This window comes from uncultured Clostridium sp., from assembly GCF_937920395.1.
In the GTDB taxonomy this organism is placed as follows: Bacteria; Bacillota; Clostridia; order Clostridiales; family Clostridiaceae; genus Clostridium_AD.
The window spans coordinates 1-19148 of sequence record NZ_CALEVF010000077.1 but is presented as its reverse complement, the minus strand read 5'-3'; the positions used below and the strand labels follow the sequence as shown (position 1 = coordinate 19148).

The following is a 19148-nucleotide window of genomic DNA, read 5'->3' as shown; positions in this document are numbered from 1 at the left end:
CTAAAGTGCTTGTTAAATTATACTATATATAATTGAATACTTCAAGGATGAATATAAATTTAGTTTTTATGTAGCTTTAAGATTTAAATGAATATATAATATGGAGCATTGTGGATATAAAATATGATTATTAACGAATAACAAGGTAATATGGGGTATGGATAGATATAATAAAAGAAATTTAATAAAATTATAGTTGACAAGATTACTAGGATTTGATATTATGAATTTAGAAAGTGTAGTAAAACACTCTACTTTAATGATACCTTGTAAGGAAAGATTCTATCATATAAGTAATGATTATTTAATTATGTGGAGTGAAAACTTTAGGAGTCTAAGTTTCCCTATGAAATCATTAATACTTCACCACCTGCGATGATAAATACACCTTAGGTGATGATGAATGACAACTAAGGTGTTAATGAATAGCTGAGCAGGTAATGATAAAAAGGAGTGATTAAATGAAATTATCTACGAAGGGAAGATATGGGGTTAAAGCCATGGTAGATTTAGCGATAAATTATGGAGAACAACCTGTATCTATAAAAAGTATATCTGAAAGACAAAGTATATCTGAATATTATTTAGAACAATTATTTTCATCACTTCGAAAGGCTAAGCTTATTAAAAGTGTAAGGGGATCTCAAGGTGGATATTTACTAAATAGAGCTCCTGAAGAAATAACTATTTATGAGATTATAAATGTACTCGAGGGACCAATAGAAATTTCAACTTGTCTACATGATGAAGAGTGTACCAATATTGACTGCTGTGCTACAAGGCCATTATGGAAGAAAATAAAAAATAGTATAGATAGTGTTACTACTTCAATAAATTTAAAAGATATTGTATCAGACTATAATGAAATGACATTAATTAAAGGAGTGAAAGATAATGAATAAATCAATTTACATGGATCATGCTGCAACAACATATGTTAAACCAGAAGTAATGGAAGAAATGCTTCCGTATTTTACAACATACTTTGGTAATCCTTCTTCTATATATACATTAGCAAGAGAAACTAAAAAGGCAATAGATATTGGACGTGATAAGGTAGCAAAGGCAATAAATGCTGAATCAAGTGAAATATATTTTACAAGTGGTGGTTCAGAAGCAGATAATTGGGCTATAAAGGGTATAGCTTCTGCTTATAAGAAAAAGGGAAATCATATTATAACTACAGCTATTGAACATCATGCAGTACTTCATACTTGTGAATATTTAGCGAAAAATGGATTTGATATTACATATTTACCTGTAGATGAATATGGATTTATTAATATTAAAGATTTAGAAAATGCAATTACAGATAAAACCATTTTAGTATCAGTAATGTTTGCTAATAATGAGATTGGAACAATTGAACCTATAAAAGAAATAGGAGCATTATGTAGAAGCAAAAAAATACTTTTCCATACAGATGCTGTTCAGGCTGTAGGGCATATACCCGTTGATGTAAAAGAAATGAATATAGATTTATTATCAATGGCTGGTCATAAATTCTATGGACCAAAAGGTATAGGAGCTTTATATATACGAAAAGGTATTAAAATAGAAAATTTAATACATGGTGGTGGTCAAGAAAGAGGTAAAAGAGCTGGTACTGAAAATGTAGCTAGTGTAGTTGGAATTGGTAAAGCTCTTGAGCTAGCAGTTGCAAATATGGAAGAAAATAATAAAAAACTAGTTATTTTAAGAGATAAACTTATGAATGGATTATTAAAAGTACCTTACACAAGACTTAATGGACCATTAGGAGAAAAAAGACTTCCAGGAAACTCTAATATTAGTTTTAGGTTTGTTGAAGGTGAATCTATATTATTAATGCTAGATGCAAAGGGTATTGCAGCATCAAGTGGAAGCGCATGTACATCAGGTTCTCTAGATCCATCTCATGTGTTACTTGCCATTGGTCTTATTCATGAGATAGCTCATGGGTCACTAAGATTAACATTAGGTGATGCTACCACTGAGGAAGAAGTAGATTTTGTATTAGAAACAGTTCCAAAGGTTATAAAAAGATTAAGAGATATGTCACCACTATATGATGACTTCTTAAAGAAGGGGGAAAAATAATATGGATTACAGTGCTAAAGTTATGGACCATTTTACTAATCCAAGAAATGTAGGAGAAATTGAAAATGCTAGTGGTGTTGGTGAAGTTGGTAACGCTAAGTGTGGAGATATAATGAAAGTTTATTTAAAAGTTGAAAATAATATAGTAACTGATGCAAAATTTAAAACTTTTGGTTGTGGATCGGCTATAGCATCATCAAGTATGGCAACAGAACTTATTAAAGGTAAATCAGTAGATGATGCATGGAAATTAACAAATATTGCTGTAGCTGAAGCATTAGATGGTCTTCCAGCAATAAAGATGCATTGCTCAGTACTTGCTGAAGAAGCAATTCACATGGCAATAAATGATTATAGAAAAAAAGCAGGACTAAAAGAATTTGATTACAAAGGACACGATGGTCATGGTGAAATAACAGAAGAATAGGTGGTACTGGATGAAGAAAAGAGTAGTTATTGGAATGAGCGGTGGGGTAGATAGTTCTGTAGCTGCATATCTTTTGCAAAAGCAAGGTTATGAGGTTATAGGCATTATGATGAAACTCTCACCAGATAATCCTGATTATGAGGAAAATGAAGGTGGATGTTGTTCTATTTCAGCTGCAAATGATGCAAGACGTGTTGCAGATGTATTAGATATACCATTTTATGTTATGAACTTTAAAGATGCTTTTAAAAAAAATGTTATTGATAACTTTGTTGATGAGTACATGGAGGGCAGAACGCCAAATCCATGTATTGTATGCAATAGGACTATTAAATTTGATGAGTTTTTAAGAAAAGCAAGGGCTCTTGGTGCTGATTATATAGCTACAGGTCACTATGCTAAGATTGAAAAACAAGGTGAGAGGTATGTGCTTGAAAATTCAGAAGATAATAAAAAAGATCAAACTTATGCTTTATATAGTTTAACTCAAGAACAATTAAGACATACTCTAATGCCTTGTGGTGAATATACAAAACCAGAAATACGAAAAATTGCAGAGAGAATTGGGCTTGAAGTTTTTAAAAAAAGAGACAGTCAAGAAATTTGTTTTATACCTGATAATGACCACGGGAATTATATTAAAAAATATAGTGGTCGAGAGATAAAACAAGGAAACTTTGTTGATAAGCAAGGAAAAGTTTTGGGAACACACAAAGGGATAGTTTACTACACTATTGGGCAGAGAAAAGGATTAGGAATTGCTCTTGGAAAACCTGTCTTTGTTAATGATATTAATCCTTTAACTAATCAAGTAATAGTAGGCGATGAAGAGGACATTTTTAAAATTGGACTCATAGCTAAGGATTTGAATTTTATTCTCTTTGATACATTAACTTCAAATTTAAAAATTACTGCTAAAATTAGATATTCCGCAATTCCACAACCGGCTACTTTAATTCCTATTGAAAATAATAGAGTAAAGGTTGTTTTTGAAGAGAAACAAAGAGCTATAACCAAAGGTCAATCAGTAGTTTTCTATTTAGAAAACTTAGTAGTTGGCGGAGGAATAATAGAGAAAATCATATAAAGATTTGTAAATGAAGCTACTTTAGTTAGTGGTTATAGCAGAGGGATGTCTAGTTAAGAAACTAGGTATCCCTCTGTTATTTAGAATAAATAATAGGTAATATTATAAAGTAACTTTTCGCATAAAATTATAAACATTTTTGCGAAGAAAAGGAGTGAAATTATGGAATACAGCGATAAGGTTATGGAGCATTTTTATAGTCCAAGGAATATGGGCGTTTTAGGTGATGCTAATGGTATTGGAGAAGCTGGTGACCCTAATTGTGGGGATATAATGAAAATTTATATTAAGGTGGAGGACAATATAATAGATAGTGTTAAATTTAAAGCGTTTGGTTGTGGTTCTGCCATAGCGTCGTCAAGCATAGCGACAGAACTTATAAAAGGTAAAACACTAGAAGAAGCTTGGAAACTAACCAACAAGTCAGTTATTGAGGCTTTAGAGGGTCTACCAGTTGTGAAAGTGCATTGCTCTGTACTTGCAGAGCAAACTATACATAATGCAATAAATAATTATAGAGAATCACAAAATCTTAAGCTTTGGTAGCATAAGTTTAAATAAAAATGGGACTACATTGAGGATGAATCAATGTAGTCCCATTTTTATTTAATAATTTGAGAATGATTTTATTTTATTATTAATTTCATTAATTTTGTTGGTATTTATTGTGTTTAACGTGTCATTATTGAGTTTATACTTTTCTTTGAGTTTCAGTATACGGTACACACTCTCATTAAGCCTTTTTTCTGATATTCTTTTACTTTGGACGGCAGTCTTTAGTGAATTAATTACTTTTAGTTCATTATTATATTCATGGCATACTAAAATAATATCACTGCCAGCATTAATAGATCTAATGGCAGCAATTCCAATGTCATTATATTTTATTATTGCCGCCATGGTCATATCATCAGTAATAACTACTCCGTTGAAGTTTAATTTTTTTCTTAGTATATCAGTTATAACAGGTTTTGACATGCTAGCAGGATATTTGGAGTCTATTTTGTTAAGTAAAATATGTGCAACCATAATAGCATCGACATTGTTATTTATAGCTGACTTAAAAGGTAATAGTTCAAAATTATTAAGCGTTTTTAAATTTTTATTTACTACTGGAAGGCCTACATGAGAATCAACGGAGGTATCACCATGCCCTGGAAAATGTTTTACAACAGGAATTATATTTTTATTAATTATACCTTTCATGGTTGCAATACCTAGCTTGCTTACTATACTAGAATTATTACCAAAGGATCTATCACCTATTATAGGGTTATCTGGGTTACTATTTATATCTAGTACTGGAGCAAAATCCATATTAAATCCATAAGTCTTAAGTTCTTCACCAATTATTTTTCCAGTGTTAAAACTCAAGGTAGAATCATTTTTATTACCTATTGTTTGATTTGAGGGAAGCTTTTTTAGTTCATATGGCATTCTTGATACCCTTCCACCTTCTTCATCAACTGACACGAACATAGGCGTTCTATTTAGTTGATTATTAGTTTTAATAGAATTAATTAACTTAACTAATTGATTGGAATTTTCTACATTTTTACTAAATAAAATAACACCGGAAACTTTACGAGCTTTAATTAAATTAATCGTATTATTGTTTATCGTATAACCATCTAATCCAATAATTACCAATTGACCGATTTTTTCATCCAAACTCATAGAATCAATCTGTTTCTGTACTAAATCAATAGGCTTTACCTTTAAAGTATGAATTTCAGAGTTGTTTTTGACCTTGGGTATAGGACTATGGTTAGAATTACTACAGCCAGATAGAATTAACCCGAAAATTAATAATATGCTTATAATTGATTTTTTCATTATTAGTTTTAACCTCTTTTCTTAAAAATCAAACAAATCAAAAAAATATTATAATATCAAAATTACTAAATAACTATACTATTTAAAAGATATATACGCAATAGTGTTAATGATAATTTATATTTATTTTATGTAATATTATTTATGCTAATTGGAAAACATAAGTACAATAAAAAATATTTAAATTCTTTTGGTGTAGGAGACAATATGTTTAAAAGTAAAGATTTTATGTTTATGAATGTTGTGAGTGTGGATGGTAAAAAAATTGGGTTTATTAAAGATTTATTAATAGATTTTAATAAAGGTAAAGTAATTGGTTTTTTAATTTCTCCATATAATTTTTTTCAGAAAAATCTGAGTGTACTAACGGAAGATATTATTTTTTTTAATAAAGACATGGTGGTTAAAAAGGTAGTGAAAAGTACACAGCTATATTTACATAGTTTTATTAGTATGGATGTAATAGATATATATAGAAATATATTGGGTATGGTTGAGGATATTACCTTTACAGGAAATGATTTTGTAATAAAGGGTGTGATAGTGTCTTCTGGATTTATCACAAATTTACTTCGTGGAAAAAGAATTTTTCTAATAAATCAATTAATACTTGGCGAAGAAAATATTCTTTATATTCCAAATCATGATAAATATTGTTTTAAAAGTATGCCTCATAACTTTTTTATACAGGAGAAATCAGATGAAAAAAAATAATAAAAAGAAGCTAGTTATATGTGTTGTAGGTATTGTGACATTAGTAGTAATAATAGCTATAGCTATAAGAATTCCAATCGTTAAACAACTAATAAATTTAATATTTATATCGTTTATAATAGCGTATAGTTTAAAACCGTTATATTTGTTTTTAATTGGAAGAGGAGTGAATAAAAGAGCGGCTTCTGCTTTAATAGTAGTTGGGTTATTAGTTTTAATAGTACTAACATTTATAGTTGTAATACCATCAATATTTAGAGAAAGTTTATCTATAAATAAAGTAATAAAGGATTTTGGTAGTTACTTAACAAATGCGAAAACAAAAATAAAGGTGTTAAACACGAATAAAATAATGAATAGTATTATAAATACTATATATTATAAATCTAATACACAAATAATTTTAATATTCAATAAGTTACTTAATTTTATCATGGGACTTGGCGAGAATATAATAACTTACATGGTTTCGCCTTTAATAATATATTACTTTTTATGTGATAGTGAAAATATGATAAATAAAACATTAATAATTTTTCCTCCCGAGAGCAGAACTATAATAAAAAAAATTATTGATGATATTGATAAGGTATTAGGAAGATATATTATAAGCCAGATTATTTTATGTGGAATTATAACTATTGCTACTTTTTTAATACTAATTTTTATGAAAGTTGATTTTCCTTTAATATTATCTTTAATAAACGGAATTTTCAACATAATTCCTTATTTTGGTCCTGTATTGGGTATAATTCCAATAATATTAATTGCACTACTAGTATCTCCTAAAACAGCGTTATATACCGCTATATGGTTATTTGTACTTCAACAAATTGAAGGAAGTTTATTATCCCCAAAAATAATTGGAGAAAGTATAAGCATGCATCCATTAACGGTAATATTATTATTAATGATAGGTGGATCAGTTGGAGGAATATTAGGTATGATTCTCGCAGTACCATTAGGCGTAATAATTAAAGTTATATATGAGGACTTAAATTATTATTTATTTTAGATATGGCAATCAATTCTTAAATATTGACAAGAAATAGATTATTACTTATAATTTATATAATGAGTGTTTAATTAAAATATGTTATAATTAATAGTAAAGTTAGTATTAGGTAATGATGAGAGTTAGTAAATATATGGAGTCATTTAGAGAGGGAGTGGATGGTGAAAACTTCTTGATTGGGTATATTGAAGCTATCTCTGAACCTGGTTTTATTGAGAGGTATTGTTATATATTTAATTTTATTAATTATATAGCGATATAATTAGGGTGGTAACGCGGAAACCTTTCGTCCCTTGTTTTAGGGGAGTTAAGGTTTTTTTTATATTATAAAATTTATTAATTTTAAATAAACGGAGGAGATATTATGGAAAATTTAGGACTGAATGAAATTAGAGAATCCTTTCTGACATTTTTTGAAGGCAAAAAACATCTTAGACTGGAGAGTTTCCCTCTAGTACCTAAGAATGATAATAGTTTATTACTTGTAAATGCTGGTATGCAACCACTTAAACCATATTTTACCGGAATTCAAACGCCACCTAGTGTTCGGGTAACTGATTGTCAAAAGTGTATTAGAACAGGAGATATTGAGAATGTAGGTAAGACATCAAGGCATGGTACTTTCTTTGAAATGTTAGGTAATTTTTCTTTTGGTGATTATTTTAAAAAGGAAATTATTCCATGGGCTTGGGAATATGTTACTGAGGTTTTAAATATACCAAAAGAAATGTTATATGTAACTGTATATTTAGAGGATGATGAGGCGTTTAATGTATGGAATGAAAATACTGATATTGATCCATTACATATTTTCAAATTAGGAAAAGAAGAGAATTTTTGGGAAATAGGTCAAGGACCTTGTGGACCTAGCTCAGAAATACATTTTGATAGGAATGTAAAATTAGGTAGCATAAAGACTAGTGAAGAATTTATTAATGCAGGAAATGAAGATAGAATAATAGAATTTTGGAATTTAGTATTTACTCAATTTGATAAAGATGAAAAAGGTAATTATAATAAATTAAAGAATCCTAATATAGATACAGGAATGGGACTTGAGAGAATATCTGCTATTATGCAAGGTTTGGATAGCATATTTGAAGTGGATACTATAAAAAACATTTTAAAGGAAGTATCAAGGGTTACTGATACTAAATGTGGAGAAAATACTACAAGTGATGTATCGTTAAAGATTATAACCGATCATGTTAGGAGCGCAACTTTCATGATAAGTGATGGGATACTTCCATCTAACGAGGGTAGAGGTTATGTATTAAGAAGATTAATAAGGCGCGCAGCAAGGCATGGTAGACTACTTGGTATTAAGAATACTTTTTTGTATGAACTTTGTGATATGGTTATAAAAAATTCTTGCGTAGCGTACCCAGAACTTAGTGAGAAAGCATCTTATATTAAGAAAGTTGTAAAGATTGAAGAGAAAAGGTTTCTTGAAACTATTGGTTCTGGTATGGATATATTAAAAGGTTATATACAAGAACTTACAGCTAATAATGATAAAATATTAGGTGGAGACAAGGCTTTTAAATTATATGATACTTATGGATTCCCATATGAGCTTACTGAAGAAATACTCGAAGATGTAGGTATAAAGATTGATTTGAAAGAATTTAATATTGAAATGCAAAACCAGAGGCAGATGGCTAGAAATGCTAGAGGACAGTCCGATTACATGGGTAACTCAGATAATGCACTGAATTTAATTCCTAAAGATATAGACATTAAATTTGAAGGATATGATAAAACTGAGTTGTCATCTAAAGTTAAAGTTATAATTAGCGGTGACGGAATTGTTTCAGAAATTTCAAAAGGTTCAAAGGGTATAATTGTAACGGAAGTTACACCTTTCTATGCTGAAATGGGAGGTCAAATCGGAGACAAGGGAATAATATTTAATGATAATTTCAAGGCAGAGGTTTATGATTGTAAAAAGAGTGTTTCAGGAAAAATAGTGCATTTTGTTAAAGTGACTAATGGAAGATTGTTAACAGATGAATCTGTAATTCTTAAGGTTGATGAGGATAGAAGGGAAGAAATTTGTAGAAATCATTCAGCAACTCATATGCTACAAGAAGCATTGAAAGAAGTTCTAGGAGATCATGTTCATCAATCAGGATCATATGTAAATGAAGATAGATTAAGATTTGATTTCACTCATTTTTCTGCATTAACAGATTTTGAAATTATTAAAGTCCAAAAGATAGTAAATGACAATATTTTAAAGGCATATGCAGTTAATACGAGTGTTATGACTATAGAAAAGGCCAAGGAAAGTGGAGCTATAGCATTATTTGATGAAAAGTATCAAAATGATGTTAGAGTTGTATCTATAGGAAAATTTAGTAAGGAATTATGTGGAGGTACTCATGTTAAAAATACAGGAGAAATAGGACTTTTTAAAATTTTATCTGAATCAGGGGTTGCTGCTGGAGTTAGAAGAATTGAAGCTATAACAGGCATTAATTCTATTGAATTTCTAGAGGATAAAGGTAATCAATTAAAAAATATTGCAAGTACATTAAAATGCCTCGAAAAGGATATAATTAATAAATTACAAATTCAATTAGTTGAATTAAAAGATAAAGAAAAGGAAATAGTATTATTGAAAAGTAAACTCGCTAGTTCTTCAGTAGATGAAATGTTAAACAATGTTAAAGAAGTTAAAGGTGTTAAGGTGATTTTTGGTACTGTACGTAATATGGACGCAGAGGCATTAAGGGATTTAGCGGATAAACTCCGAGATAAACTTGTGGATGGTGTAGTAGTCCTTGGAAGTAGTGCAGGCGACAAAGTACAATTTGTTGCAATGGCATCTAAGTCTGCAATAGATAAAGGAATACATTGTGGAAAAATAATTAAAGAAGTAGCTAAAATTGCTGGTGGTGGTGGTGGCGGTAGACCAAACATGGCAGAGGCTGGTGGTAAACTTCCAGATAAATTAGATGAAGCAATAGAGAATGTATGCTCTATTATTGAAAGATTGGTAAAATAGTATACTTTTTGTAATAGTTGTTTTATAATATAATTAGTTAGAAGTAATTTAAGTATTGTTAGTATATAATTGTATAATTTATTATAGTTATAAAATTATAAAATATTACGAAGTGATTTCCGAGTGTACTAAGATGTGGTAAATTACAGTGTTTAGTGTATTATAAGGAAGGGGTGTATAGTATGGATACTAATCAAAATACAGTCCAATTTGATTTTGTAAAAGATAAAAAGGATTTAACAAAAACTATTTTAACTGACGTATATAATTCGCTTATAAAAAAGGGATATAACCCAGTAAACCAAATGGTAGGATATTTAATTTCTGGAGATCCTACTTATATAACGAACTATAATGGAGCAAGGGCGTTAGTAAGAAAGCTAGAAAGAGATGAAATATTAGAAGAAGTTTTAAAATCTTATCTAGACATAAAAAAATAAAATGCCCATAGGGGCATTTTATTTTTTAAGATAATACTGTATCATAGTAAGGCAAATTGTAAAGGCGGTTTACATGAGAATATTAGGATTAGATATTGGAGACAGAACGATAGGGATAGCTGTATGTGATCCTCTGGGGCTAACGGCACAAGGAATTACTACAATTAAGAGAAAAAGCATAGTACTAGACATAGAAGAAATCGACAAAATATGCAAAAAATACAATGTAGAAAGTTTTGTATCGGGACTTCCTAAAAACATGAATGGCACTATTGGACCACAAGGAGAAAAGGTCCAAAGATTTTGTGAACAGCTTCGAGAAACATTGAATTTAAAAGTGGAAATGTGGGATGAAAGATTAACTACAGTAGCTGCTAATAGAGTAATGCTTGAGGGCGATTTATCAAGATCAAAACGAAAAAAAATTGTAGATAAAATTGCAGCTACTTTCATTTTACAAGGATATTTAGACAGTTTAGGAACACATTTATAAAATTAAAACACTATTTATTACATAATGTAAAGGAGACTAAAAAAATGGATAATAATGTAGAAACAATCTTATTGTATGATGAAGAAGGTAAGGAAATTGAATTTGATGTGCTGACAAAATTGGACATTAAAGACAAGGAATATGTCATAGTTGCACCAACTGGAGAAGAAGATATTGATGCAATTGCACTGAGAATTGAGAAGGATGCAGAAGGTAGTGATATTTTAGTTACAATAGAAGATGATGAAGAGTTTGAAATGATTTCAGAAGCGTATGAAGCGATTTCTTCTGATGAGGACTAATCCTATTACTTAAGAAAGTCTTAATTAATTAACTTCAAAAAATTTTTAAACAAATTATCCTATTTTCTTAATACTAAATGATTATCAATTGACATTATTTAAAAAAAGTATTAAACTAAACCTATAGTAAATATTATTTATACTTATAGGTCAAATGATGGTTATATGAAAAGGGGTATATATATGTCAAAGGTATCTCCAGAGAGCGTTGAGAGTTTAAAAGAAACCTTAAAACAAGAGGGATATAAACTAACTCCACAGAGAAGAGCTATTTTAAATGGAATAATAAAAAGTGAAGGTAGCCATCTTACTGCGGAAGAACTGTATGACTTGGTTAAAATTGACTGCCCAGAAATAGGTCTTGCTACAATTTATAGAACAGTTCAACTTTTAGAAGATATGGGCGTAATTAGAAAATTTGATTTAGATGATGGCTGTAGCAGATATGAACTTAACCATCAAGATGAGCATCATCAGCATCATCACCTGATATGTAATCGCTGTGGAAAAGTATTAGAAGTACAAGGAGATTTACTTGAAGAATTAGAATCGATTGTTGAAAAAGAATATAACTTTAAGATTGAAGACCATAGCTTAAAATTCTATGGTATTTGTGAAAAATGTACAGGCAAATAAATTTTAAAGTAATATCCTATAAAGTAAATACTTGTATTTATGTGAGATGATATGATAAAAGAACTAATTAAATGATATAATTTAAAAGAATTTATCATTTTTTAATATTGAGCACTAGACATAGTTGACTTTTTTGCAAGATAATATTAGAATAAGTATAGTAAATGCGAAAATTGGATACTTCAAGGCGTATCCAATTTTCGTTTGTGTAAAATGTGTAAACACATGAAAAAAATTGGAGGATTAATATGAATTTATTTACAAGAAATGACGTTAGAAATATAGCAATTATTGCCCATGTAGATCACGGCAAGACAACATTAGTTGATTGTTTACTTAAACAAAGCCATGTTTTTAGAGAAAATGAAAAAGTACAAGAGAGAGTAATGGACTCTAATGATTTAGAAAAAGAGAGAGGAATAACAATTCTTTCTAAAAATACAGCAGTAATGCATAAGGGAATAAAAATAAACATAGTTGATACTCCAGGCCATGCAGATTTTGGTGGAGAAGTTGAACGTGTACTTAAGATGGTTGATAGTGTACTTCTTGTAGTTGATGCATATGAAGGCCCAATGCCACAAACTAAATTTGTTTTAAAGAAAGCATTAGAATTAAATCTTAGACCTATCGTTGTTATAAACAAAATTGATAGAAAAGATGCTCGTCCAACTGAAGTTCTTGATGAAGTATTCGACCTATTTGTTGAACTTGGAGCAGATGACGAACAATTAGACTTTGCAGTGGTATATGCCTCTGCTAGAGAAGGTTTTGCAAAATTTGAAGTTGATGATGTTAGTGATAACATGGAACCATTATTTGAATCTATAGTAAAGAATGTAAAAGCACCAGAGGGATATTTAGATATGCCACTTCAACTTCTTATTTCAACTATTGATTATAATGAGTATGTTGGAAAAATTGGAATAGGTAAAATCCAAAGAGGATCAATCAAAAGAAATGAGCAGGTTGCACTTATAGCTAAAGATGGAACAATCACCAACGTTAAAGTTTCAGCTCTTTTCGTTTATGATGGACTTAAGAGAGTAGAAACTGAAGAAGCAATACTTGGTGATATAGTAGCAGTTTCTGGTATTCCAAACATTAACATTGGTGAAACAATAGCTGATGTGCTTGAACCAGAAGCACTTCCATTCGTTGAAATTGATGAGCCTACATTAACTATGAATTTCATGGTTAATAATTCTCCTTTTGCAGGTCAAGAAGGAACTTTTGTAACCTCAAGGCATATAAGAGATAGACTTATGAAAGAACTTGAAACAAATGTTAGCTTAAGAGTAGTAGAATCTGAAGAAACAGATGGTTTTGAAGTAAGTGGAAGAGGAGAACTTCATCTTTCAGTTCTAATTGAAACTATGAGACGTGAAGGATATGAATTCCAAGTTTCAAAAGCAAATGTTATATATAAAGAAGAAAATGGACATAAAACAGAGCCAATTGAATTCCTTACAATTGACGTTCCAGAAGAATTTATGGGCGTTGTAATGGAAAAAATGGGACCTAGGAAAGCAGAAATGGTAAACATGACTTCTGCTATAAATGGATATACTAGACTAGAATTTAAGGTTCCATCAAGAGGATTAATTGGATTTAGAAGCGAACTTATGACTGATACAAAGGGTAATGGTATAATGAATCACGTTCTAGATGGTTACGATAAATTTAAAGGCGATATTCCAGATAGAAGTAGAGGTTCTTTAATCGTATTTGAGGGTGGAGAAACTATAACTTACGGATTATTTAATGCTCAAGATCGTGGTACTCTTTTCTTAGAACCAGGAGTACCTGTATATGCTGGAATGATTGCTGGAGAATGTGCAAGAAGTGGAGACATGGAAATAAATGTTTGTAGAAAGAAACAATTAACAAACACTAGATCTTCAGGAGCAGATGAATCACCAAAACTTGTTCCAGTAAAATTAATGACACTAGAGCAATGCTTAGAATTTATAGCTATAGATGAGCTAGTTGAAATTACTCCTCTAAACATTAGAATGAGAAAAACAATATTAGACTCAGGTGAAAGAAGAAGAGCAGGTGGAGGCAAAAAGAAGTAGATAAAACAAAAAGTAAATAGTTTAATTAAAGAAAAAGAAAACCGCATAATTAATTTATATGGTTTTCTTTTTTAATATAAAAGTTTTTTATATACATATTAATATAAGATGATGCGCAAGGAATTTAGTTGACTTGTGTTATTAATTTTGGAGGAAAATAAATGAGTGGGGTAACATATGATTATATGGAGCAATATTTAAGAGAGCTCATACCAAGTAATAGTGGCATTTTAGATGAACTTGAAAAGTTTTCTGTTAAAAATGGAGTTCCTATAGTACAAAAGGAAACTGCTAAATTTTTAGAGTTAATGGTAAAGATGAATAGACCTAAAAAGATTTTAGAACTTGGAACAGCTATTGGATATTCTGCTATTTTAATGAATTTAGCATCAGATGGATTAAGTGAAATTACAACTATTGAAAGAGATCAAAGAATGATAGAAATTGCTAGTGATAATATAATGAAATGTGGACTACAAGATAAAATCACTATTATAAAGGGTGATTGTTTAGATCTTTTAGAAAGTATCAAAGGTGAATATGATATGATTTTTATGGATGCAGGTAAAGGACATTATAATCATTTTCTCCCTAATTGCTTGAGGTTGTTAAAAAAAGATGGAGTTCTTATTGCAGACAATGTATTATTTAGAGGAATGGTTGCATCAAAAGAACTTGCAACACATAGAAAGATAACTATAATAAAACGTATGAAAAGTTATTTAGAACTAGTATCTAGTAATGATGAGCTTGTAACTTCTGTAATCCCAATGGGAGATGGCATATCGGTTACGATAAGAAAGAATATGGGTAACATAAGAGAGGAATGAAACATATGAAACCAGAAATACTTGCACCAGCAGGTAATTTAGAAAAATTGAAAGCAGCTATAAATTTTGGCGCGGACGCTGTTTATTTGGGTGGAAGCAAATTGAATTTGCGTGCTTTTGCAGATAATTTTAGTAATGAAGATTTAAAAGAAGGAATAGAATTTGCACACGTGAGAGGTAAAAAAGTCTATGTTACTTTAAATGTATTTCCTCATAATGAGGATTTAGAAGGTTTAGAGGGCTATTTAAAAGAAATTTATGAAACAGGAGCAGATGCTATTATTGTTTCTGATCCAGGTATTATTATGACAGCCAGAGAAGTTGTACCAAATTTAGAAATACATTTAAGTACTCAAGCTAATAATGTAAACTATAAATCTGCTATTTTCTGGCATAAACAAGGGGTTAAAAGAATTGTACTTGCAAGAGAATTATCTCTAAAAGAAATTAAAGAAATAAGAGCAAAGTTACCTGAAACTTGTGAACTTGAAGCTTTTGTTCATGGATCTATGTGTATGTCCTACTCTGGAAGATGTCTTATGTCAAATTATATGACAGGTAGAGATGCAAATCGCGGTCAATGTGCTCAACCTTGTAGATATAAATATTTCTTAATGGAAGAAAAGAGGAACGGGGAATACTTTCCTATAATTGAAGATGATAAAGGTAGTTACATAATGAATTCAAAAGATTTATGTATGATAGAACACATACCGGAACTTATGCAATCAGGGGTAATGTCCTTCAAAATAGAGGGAAGAATGAAAAGCTCATATTATGTTGCTTCTGTATGTAAGTCTTATAGGGAAGCTGTGGATGCATACGTAGCAGACGCATTAAATTATAAATTCGAAAAAAAATGGTTGGATAATCTCTTAAAACCTAGCCACAGGCAATTTTATACTGGCTTTTATTTTGGAGATCCACACAAACAGATATATGAATCTTCATCATACATAAGAAATTACGATATAGTTGGAGTCGTAAGGAAATATGATGAAAAAAGCAATATTGCAACAATTGAGCAAAGGAACAAAACGTATCTTTGCGATACCGTTGAAGTATTAAGACCTGTAGGAGATAATATTTTAATTAAGCTTAATGATATGAAGAATTCTAAGGGAGAAAGCATACCAGCTGCTCCAAGTGCTCAGATGTTATTTACTGTAAATGTTAAAGAAAAATTACGCGCGAATGATATTCTTATTAAGGAAAAGGAGAAGAAGTAATGAATCGTCCTATACTAATTGGGATAACTGGCGGAACAGGTTCCGGAAAGAGTACTATAGCTAGAGAGATATATAAGCAGTTTGATGAATCGTGTATTGCTATGATTGAGCAAGATTCCTATTATAAAGATCAAAGTGAACTTTCTCTTGAAGATAGAATAAAAACAAACTATGATCATCCTGATGCATTTGATACAGAACTTTTAGTAGAACATTTTAATCTTCTATTAAAAGGTAAAGTTATTCAAAAGCCTGTATATGATTTTAAAATATTTAATAGAACAAAAGAAACAATTCCGGTAAAGCCTAGGGATATAATTATATTTGAAGGAATACTTATATTGGATAATAAACGTCTTTGTGATATGTTAGATATTAAATTATATGTAGATACTGATGCAGATGTAAGGTTTATAAGAAGACTTACAAGGGATATCAAAGAAAGAGGAAGAACAATGGAGTCTGTAATAAAACAATATCTAACAGTAGTTAAACCTATGCATGAACAATTTATCGAACCTACCAAAAGATATGCAGATATTATAATACCAGAAGGCGGTCATAACAAGGTAGCTATTGATATGCTTACTGCAAATATAAGCCAGATACTACAAAGACGTCAAAAATGATATATGAAAAGTATAAAACATCTCATTCTAGGCTAGAATTAGTCTAGGGGAGGTGTTTTTATGTCTAATAAAAACAATATTTTTGGTTACTTGAATGAAAAGAGTGAAATCAGGAAAAGAAATTGGATAGTAATGGTCTTATTTATACTATTATTTTGTTCGTTAATTTGGAGGGCATCAAGTTATATGTATTTTAACTCAAAGTCATTAAAAACAATGGCTGATGCACAATACACTATAGATGAAAAATATGGACCACAATATAAGTTACTTGATTGTAATGGAGCCGACCTTTTAACTTATAAAAAACACTTTTATGCAATTATTGATCCAGTAGATTATCTTAGATTTAATGAATACACTAGTAAATATGATTTAGAAACATTAACTATTACACTTCGAAATTATAATAAAACAGATGATTTAGAAAAAATCAAAGGAACTGGTAACGGCGAAAAATTAAGATATGAAATTGATGAAGTTACATATGAAAAGCTAAAAGATATTAAAAAGGTAAAAGGGTTTTATATTTATTGTTCTACTGATGTTGTAAATGATGGGTATTGGAAAATAGAGAATGTATTGACAAGTACAACTTACAATAAAGTAACTGTTAACTCAGAAACTAAAAAGGTAGTTAGTAAAACTGTATCAAAAGGTGCTGATTCATTGGAAATGCAAATATATGATAAAACTAAAGAAAATGAATATACAAAAATTAGGCTTTCTAAAGGAGTTAACGGTGAAATAAGTGCTGGTACCACAATTAAACCTAAAAACAATATAAATGTAAGACTTACAATAGATAAACAAATTCAAGGTAAAGTTGAGGATATTCTTAAAAAAGAAAAATACAATAAAATTGGTGTTGTACTTATGGAGAGCAGCAGTGGGAAGATAAGGGCTATGGCGCAAAAGGATGATAATGAATATAATGTTAATTTAGGATATCCAAGTACTAATGGAGCATTACCAGGATCAATTTTCAAAGTCATTGTTGATGAAGCTGGTATAGATATGAATAAAATAAATGACAATCAAGAATTTACATTAAAACCAAATATATTTCCAAACGAGCCTTTTAAAGGAAACATATTTACTGTAGCGCAGGCTTTAACAAAATCTTCAAATAATATTTTTGCTCAAATAGGTTGGCAGGTGGGAGTTAAAAATATATATAATTATGCACAGAAACAAGGAATGTTAAGTAAAGTATTGAATCTTCAGCAAGAAGACATCGGTAGTTTCCAGGAGGATATATCAAATCCTACATATGCGCAAACAAGCCAAACTGCTATTGGCCAAAACGTCACAATAACACCGTTAGAGGCGCTTAGCATTCCTAATACTATCATAAATGATGGAGTATATGTTAAACCAAATATAATAGACTCATACGTAAATGACAAAAATGAAATTTTAGAGAAAACTGTGCCTAAAACTACCACTGTATTAAAAAGAGAAACGGCAGAAGCGGTGAAACGTCATATGATTGCTGTTGTAAACAAGGGAACTGGGGATGCGGCATATATTGAAGGCATGGCTATAGGCGGAAAAACAGGTACTACTACTTATGCAAATGGAAAGAAGTCTGATGGTTGGTTTGTAGGCTTTTTCAATATAAATGGGAAAAATTATTCCATGGTTGTATATGTAAATGATATTAAGATGAATATAGCTGGTATAGCTGATGAAGAAGGTGGGGGTACAGCAGCTCCAATATTTAAAGAAGTGGTTAATTCACTTAAAAATATAAAGTAAAAATTATTTATTAATGTTAAATAAATTTCTAAGTCCATGCACTTTTAAAAGAATAATTCATATTATATTAATAAGCTCTATTAGGAGGAACATCTGTGTTTTTCATGAATTGTTTATTAGATATGATCGGAAATGTTACGTTCTTGACTGCTTATATAACTGGGAGTAGTTCATTCCCTCAACCATTAAGTGAAGAAGAAGAGAAATCCTATTTAAAAAAGCTTGAGGGAGGCGACTTACTAGCTAAAGGAATACTCGTTGAACGAAATTTAAGACTAGTAGCACACATAGTAAAAAAATATTCCTATCCAGGAAAAGATGTAGATGACCTTATATCTATTGGAACTGTAGGACTTATTAAAGCTATTGACTCTTTTGATACAAGCAAGGGAACAAGGCTTGCTACCTATGCTGCAAGGTGCATAGAAAACGAAATACTTATGCTTATTCGCAATAATAAGAAAACAAAGGGTGAAGTGTATTTGCAAGATCCTATTGGCACAGATAAAGAGGGAAATGAAATATCCCTTATGGATGTACTTAGTAGTGATGAAGATTCTATAATTGATATAGTAGAAAGTA

The 19148-nt window shown here is 30.2% G+C and carries 20 protein-coding genes; 19 read left to right on the top strand and 1 reads right to left on the bottom strand.

Annotated elements, in window-relative coordinates:
- Positions 1-461: 461 nt before the first annotated feature.
- The 5 genes from Q0649_RS08395 (at position 462) to nifU (Q0649_RS08375) (ending at position 4139) form a co-directional block, all read left to right on the top strand.
- Positions 462-902 carry an Rrf2 family transcriptional regulator gene (locus tag Q0649_RS08395; protein WP_298840173.1) on the top strand — a complete coding sequence of 147 codons (441 nt, stop codon included), beginning with the start codon at positions 462-464 and terminating at the stop codon, positions 900-902.
- Complete coding sequence (gene nifS, locus Q0649_RS08390; RefSeq protein ID WP_298840170.1) at positions 895-2079, top strand: cysteine desulfurase NifS; 1185 nt, start codon at positions 895-897, stop codon at positions 2077-2079. The genes Q0649_RS08395 and nifS overlap by 8 nt, the downstream gene beginning before the upstream one ends.
- Before the next feature lies 1 nt (position 2080).
- Complete coding sequence (nifU, locus tag Q0649_RS08385; protein WP_298840167.1) at positions 2081-2506, top strand: Fe-S cluster assembly scaffold protein NifU; 426 nt, start codon at positions 2081-2083, stop codon at positions 2504-2506.
- Between the two features lie 10 nt (positions 2507-2516).
- Complete coding sequence (mnmA, locus tag Q0649_RS08380) at positions 2517-3593, top strand: tRNA 2-thiouridine(34) synthase MnmA (RefSeq protein WP_298840164.1); 1077 nt, start codon at positions 2517-2519, stop codon at positions 3591-3593.
- A 162-nt stretch (positions 3594-3755) separates the two neighbouring features.
- The gene (gene nifU / locus Q0649_RS08375; RefSeq protein ID WP_298840159.1) at positions 3756-4139 is read left to right on the top strand and encodes a Fe-S cluster assembly scaffold protein NifU; all 384 of its coding nucleotides are present in this window, start codon (positions 3756-3758) and stop codon (positions 4137-4139) included.
- Between the two features lie 60 nt (positions 4140-4199).
- Here the strand turns inward: nifU (Q0649_RS08375) and nagZ are convergent, their stop codons facing one another.
- The gene (gene nagZ / locus Q0649_RS08370; protein WP_298840156.1) at positions 4200-5429 is read right to left on the bottom strand and encodes a beta-N-acetylhexosaminidase; all 1230 of its coding nucleotides are present in this window, start codon (positions 5427-5429) and stop codon (positions 4200-4202) included.
- A 207-nt stretch (positions 5430-5636) separates the two neighbouring features.
- Here nagZ and Q0649_RS08365 point away from each other — a divergent pair, with 207 nt between their 5' ends.
- From Q0649_RS08365 to sigK, 14 genes are all read left to right on the top strand, one after another.
- Positions 5637-6143, top strand: a complete 507-nt coding sequence (locus tag Q0649_RS08365; protein WP_298840153.1) for a PRC-barrel domain-containing protein — start codon at positions 5637-5639, stop codon at positions 6141-6143.
- Positions 6130-7158, top strand: a complete 1029-nt coding sequence (locus Q0649_RS08360; protein ID WP_298840150.1) for an AI-2E family transporter — start codon at positions 6130-6132, stop codon at positions 7156-7158. The genes Q0649_RS08365 and Q0649_RS08360 overlap by 14 nt, the downstream gene beginning before the upstream one ends.
- A gap of 133 nt (positions 7159-7291) precedes the next feature.
- Entirely contained in the window at positions 7292-7420 is a 129-nt protein-coding gene (locus Q0649_RS08355) for a hypothetical protein (protein WP_298840147.1), read from the top strand.
- A gap of 102 nt (positions 7421-7522) precedes the next feature.
- On the top strand, positions 7523-10168 hold the full coding sequence (gene alaS / locus Q0649_RS08350) for an alanine--tRNA ligase (protein WP_298840144.1): 2646 nt from the start codon (positions 7523-7525) through the stop codon (positions 10166-10168).
- 182 nt (positions 10169-10350) lie between these two features.
- The gene (locus Q0649_RS08345) at positions 10351-10608 is read left to right on the top strand and encodes an IreB family regulatory phosphoprotein (protein WP_125004709.1); all 258 of its coding nucleotides are present in this window, start codon (positions 10351-10353) and stop codon (positions 10606-10608) included.
- 73 nt (positions 10609-10681) lie between these two features.
- Positions 10682-11101, top strand: a complete 420-nt coding sequence (gene ruvX, locus Q0649_RS08340; protein ID WP_298840130.1) for a Holliday junction resolvase RuvX — start codon at positions 10682-10684, stop codon at positions 11099-11101.
- Between the two features lie 44 nt (positions 11102-11145).
- Positions 11146-11403: a DUF1292 domain-containing protein gene (locus tag Q0649_RS08335; protein ID WP_298840128.1), complete on the top strand. Its 258-nt coding sequence runs from the start codon at positions 11146-11148 to the stop codon at positions 11401-11403.
- 183 nt (positions 11404-11586) lie between these two features.
- Positions 11587-12039 (top strand): Fur family transcriptional regulator, encoded by a 453-nt coding sequence (locus tag Q0649_RS08330; RefSeq protein WP_298840127.1) that lies wholly within the window; start codon positions 11587-11589, stop codon positions 12037-12039.
- Positions 12040-12287: 248 nt separating this feature from the next.
- Positions 12288-14117 carry a translational GTPase TypA gene (gene typA, locus Q0649_RS08325; protein ID WP_298840123.1) on the top strand — a complete coding sequence of 610 codons (1830 nt, stop codon included), beginning with the start codon at positions 12288-12290 and terminating at the stop codon, positions 14115-14117.
- 161 nt (positions 14118-14278) lie between these two features.
- A complete protein-coding gene (locus tag Q0649_RS08320) occupies positions 14279-14947 on the top strand; it encodes an O-methyltransferase (protein WP_298840120.1) in 669 nt (222 codons plus the stop codon).
- Positions 14944-16176 (top strand): U32 family peptidase, encoded by a 1233-nt coding sequence (locus Q0649_RS08315; protein WP_298840117.1) that lies wholly within the window; start codon positions 14944-14946, stop codon positions 16174-16176. The genes Q0649_RS08320 and Q0649_RS08315 overlap by 4 nt, the downstream gene beginning before the upstream one ends.
- The gene (udk, locus tag Q0649_RS08310; protein ID WP_298840114.1) at positions 16176-16805 is read left to right on the top strand and encodes a uridine kinase; all 630 of its coding nucleotides are present in this window, start codon (positions 16176-16178) and stop codon (positions 16803-16805) included. The genes Q0649_RS08315 and udk overlap by 1 nt, the downstream gene beginning before the upstream one ends.
- Positions 16806-16865: 60 nt before the next feature.
- Positions 16866-18566 carry a penicillin-binding transpeptidase domain-containing protein gene (locus tag Q0649_RS08305; protein WP_298840112.1) on the top strand — a complete coding sequence of 567 codons (1701 nt, stop codon included), beginning with the start codon at positions 16866-16868 and terminating at the stop codon, positions 18564-18566.
- A gap of 95 nt (positions 18567-18661) precedes the next feature.
- Positions 18662-19148: RNA polymerase sporulation sigma factor SigK (sigK, locus tag Q0649_RS08300; RefSeq protein WP_298840109.1), on the top strand; the 487-nt coding region annotated here is incomplete at its 3' end.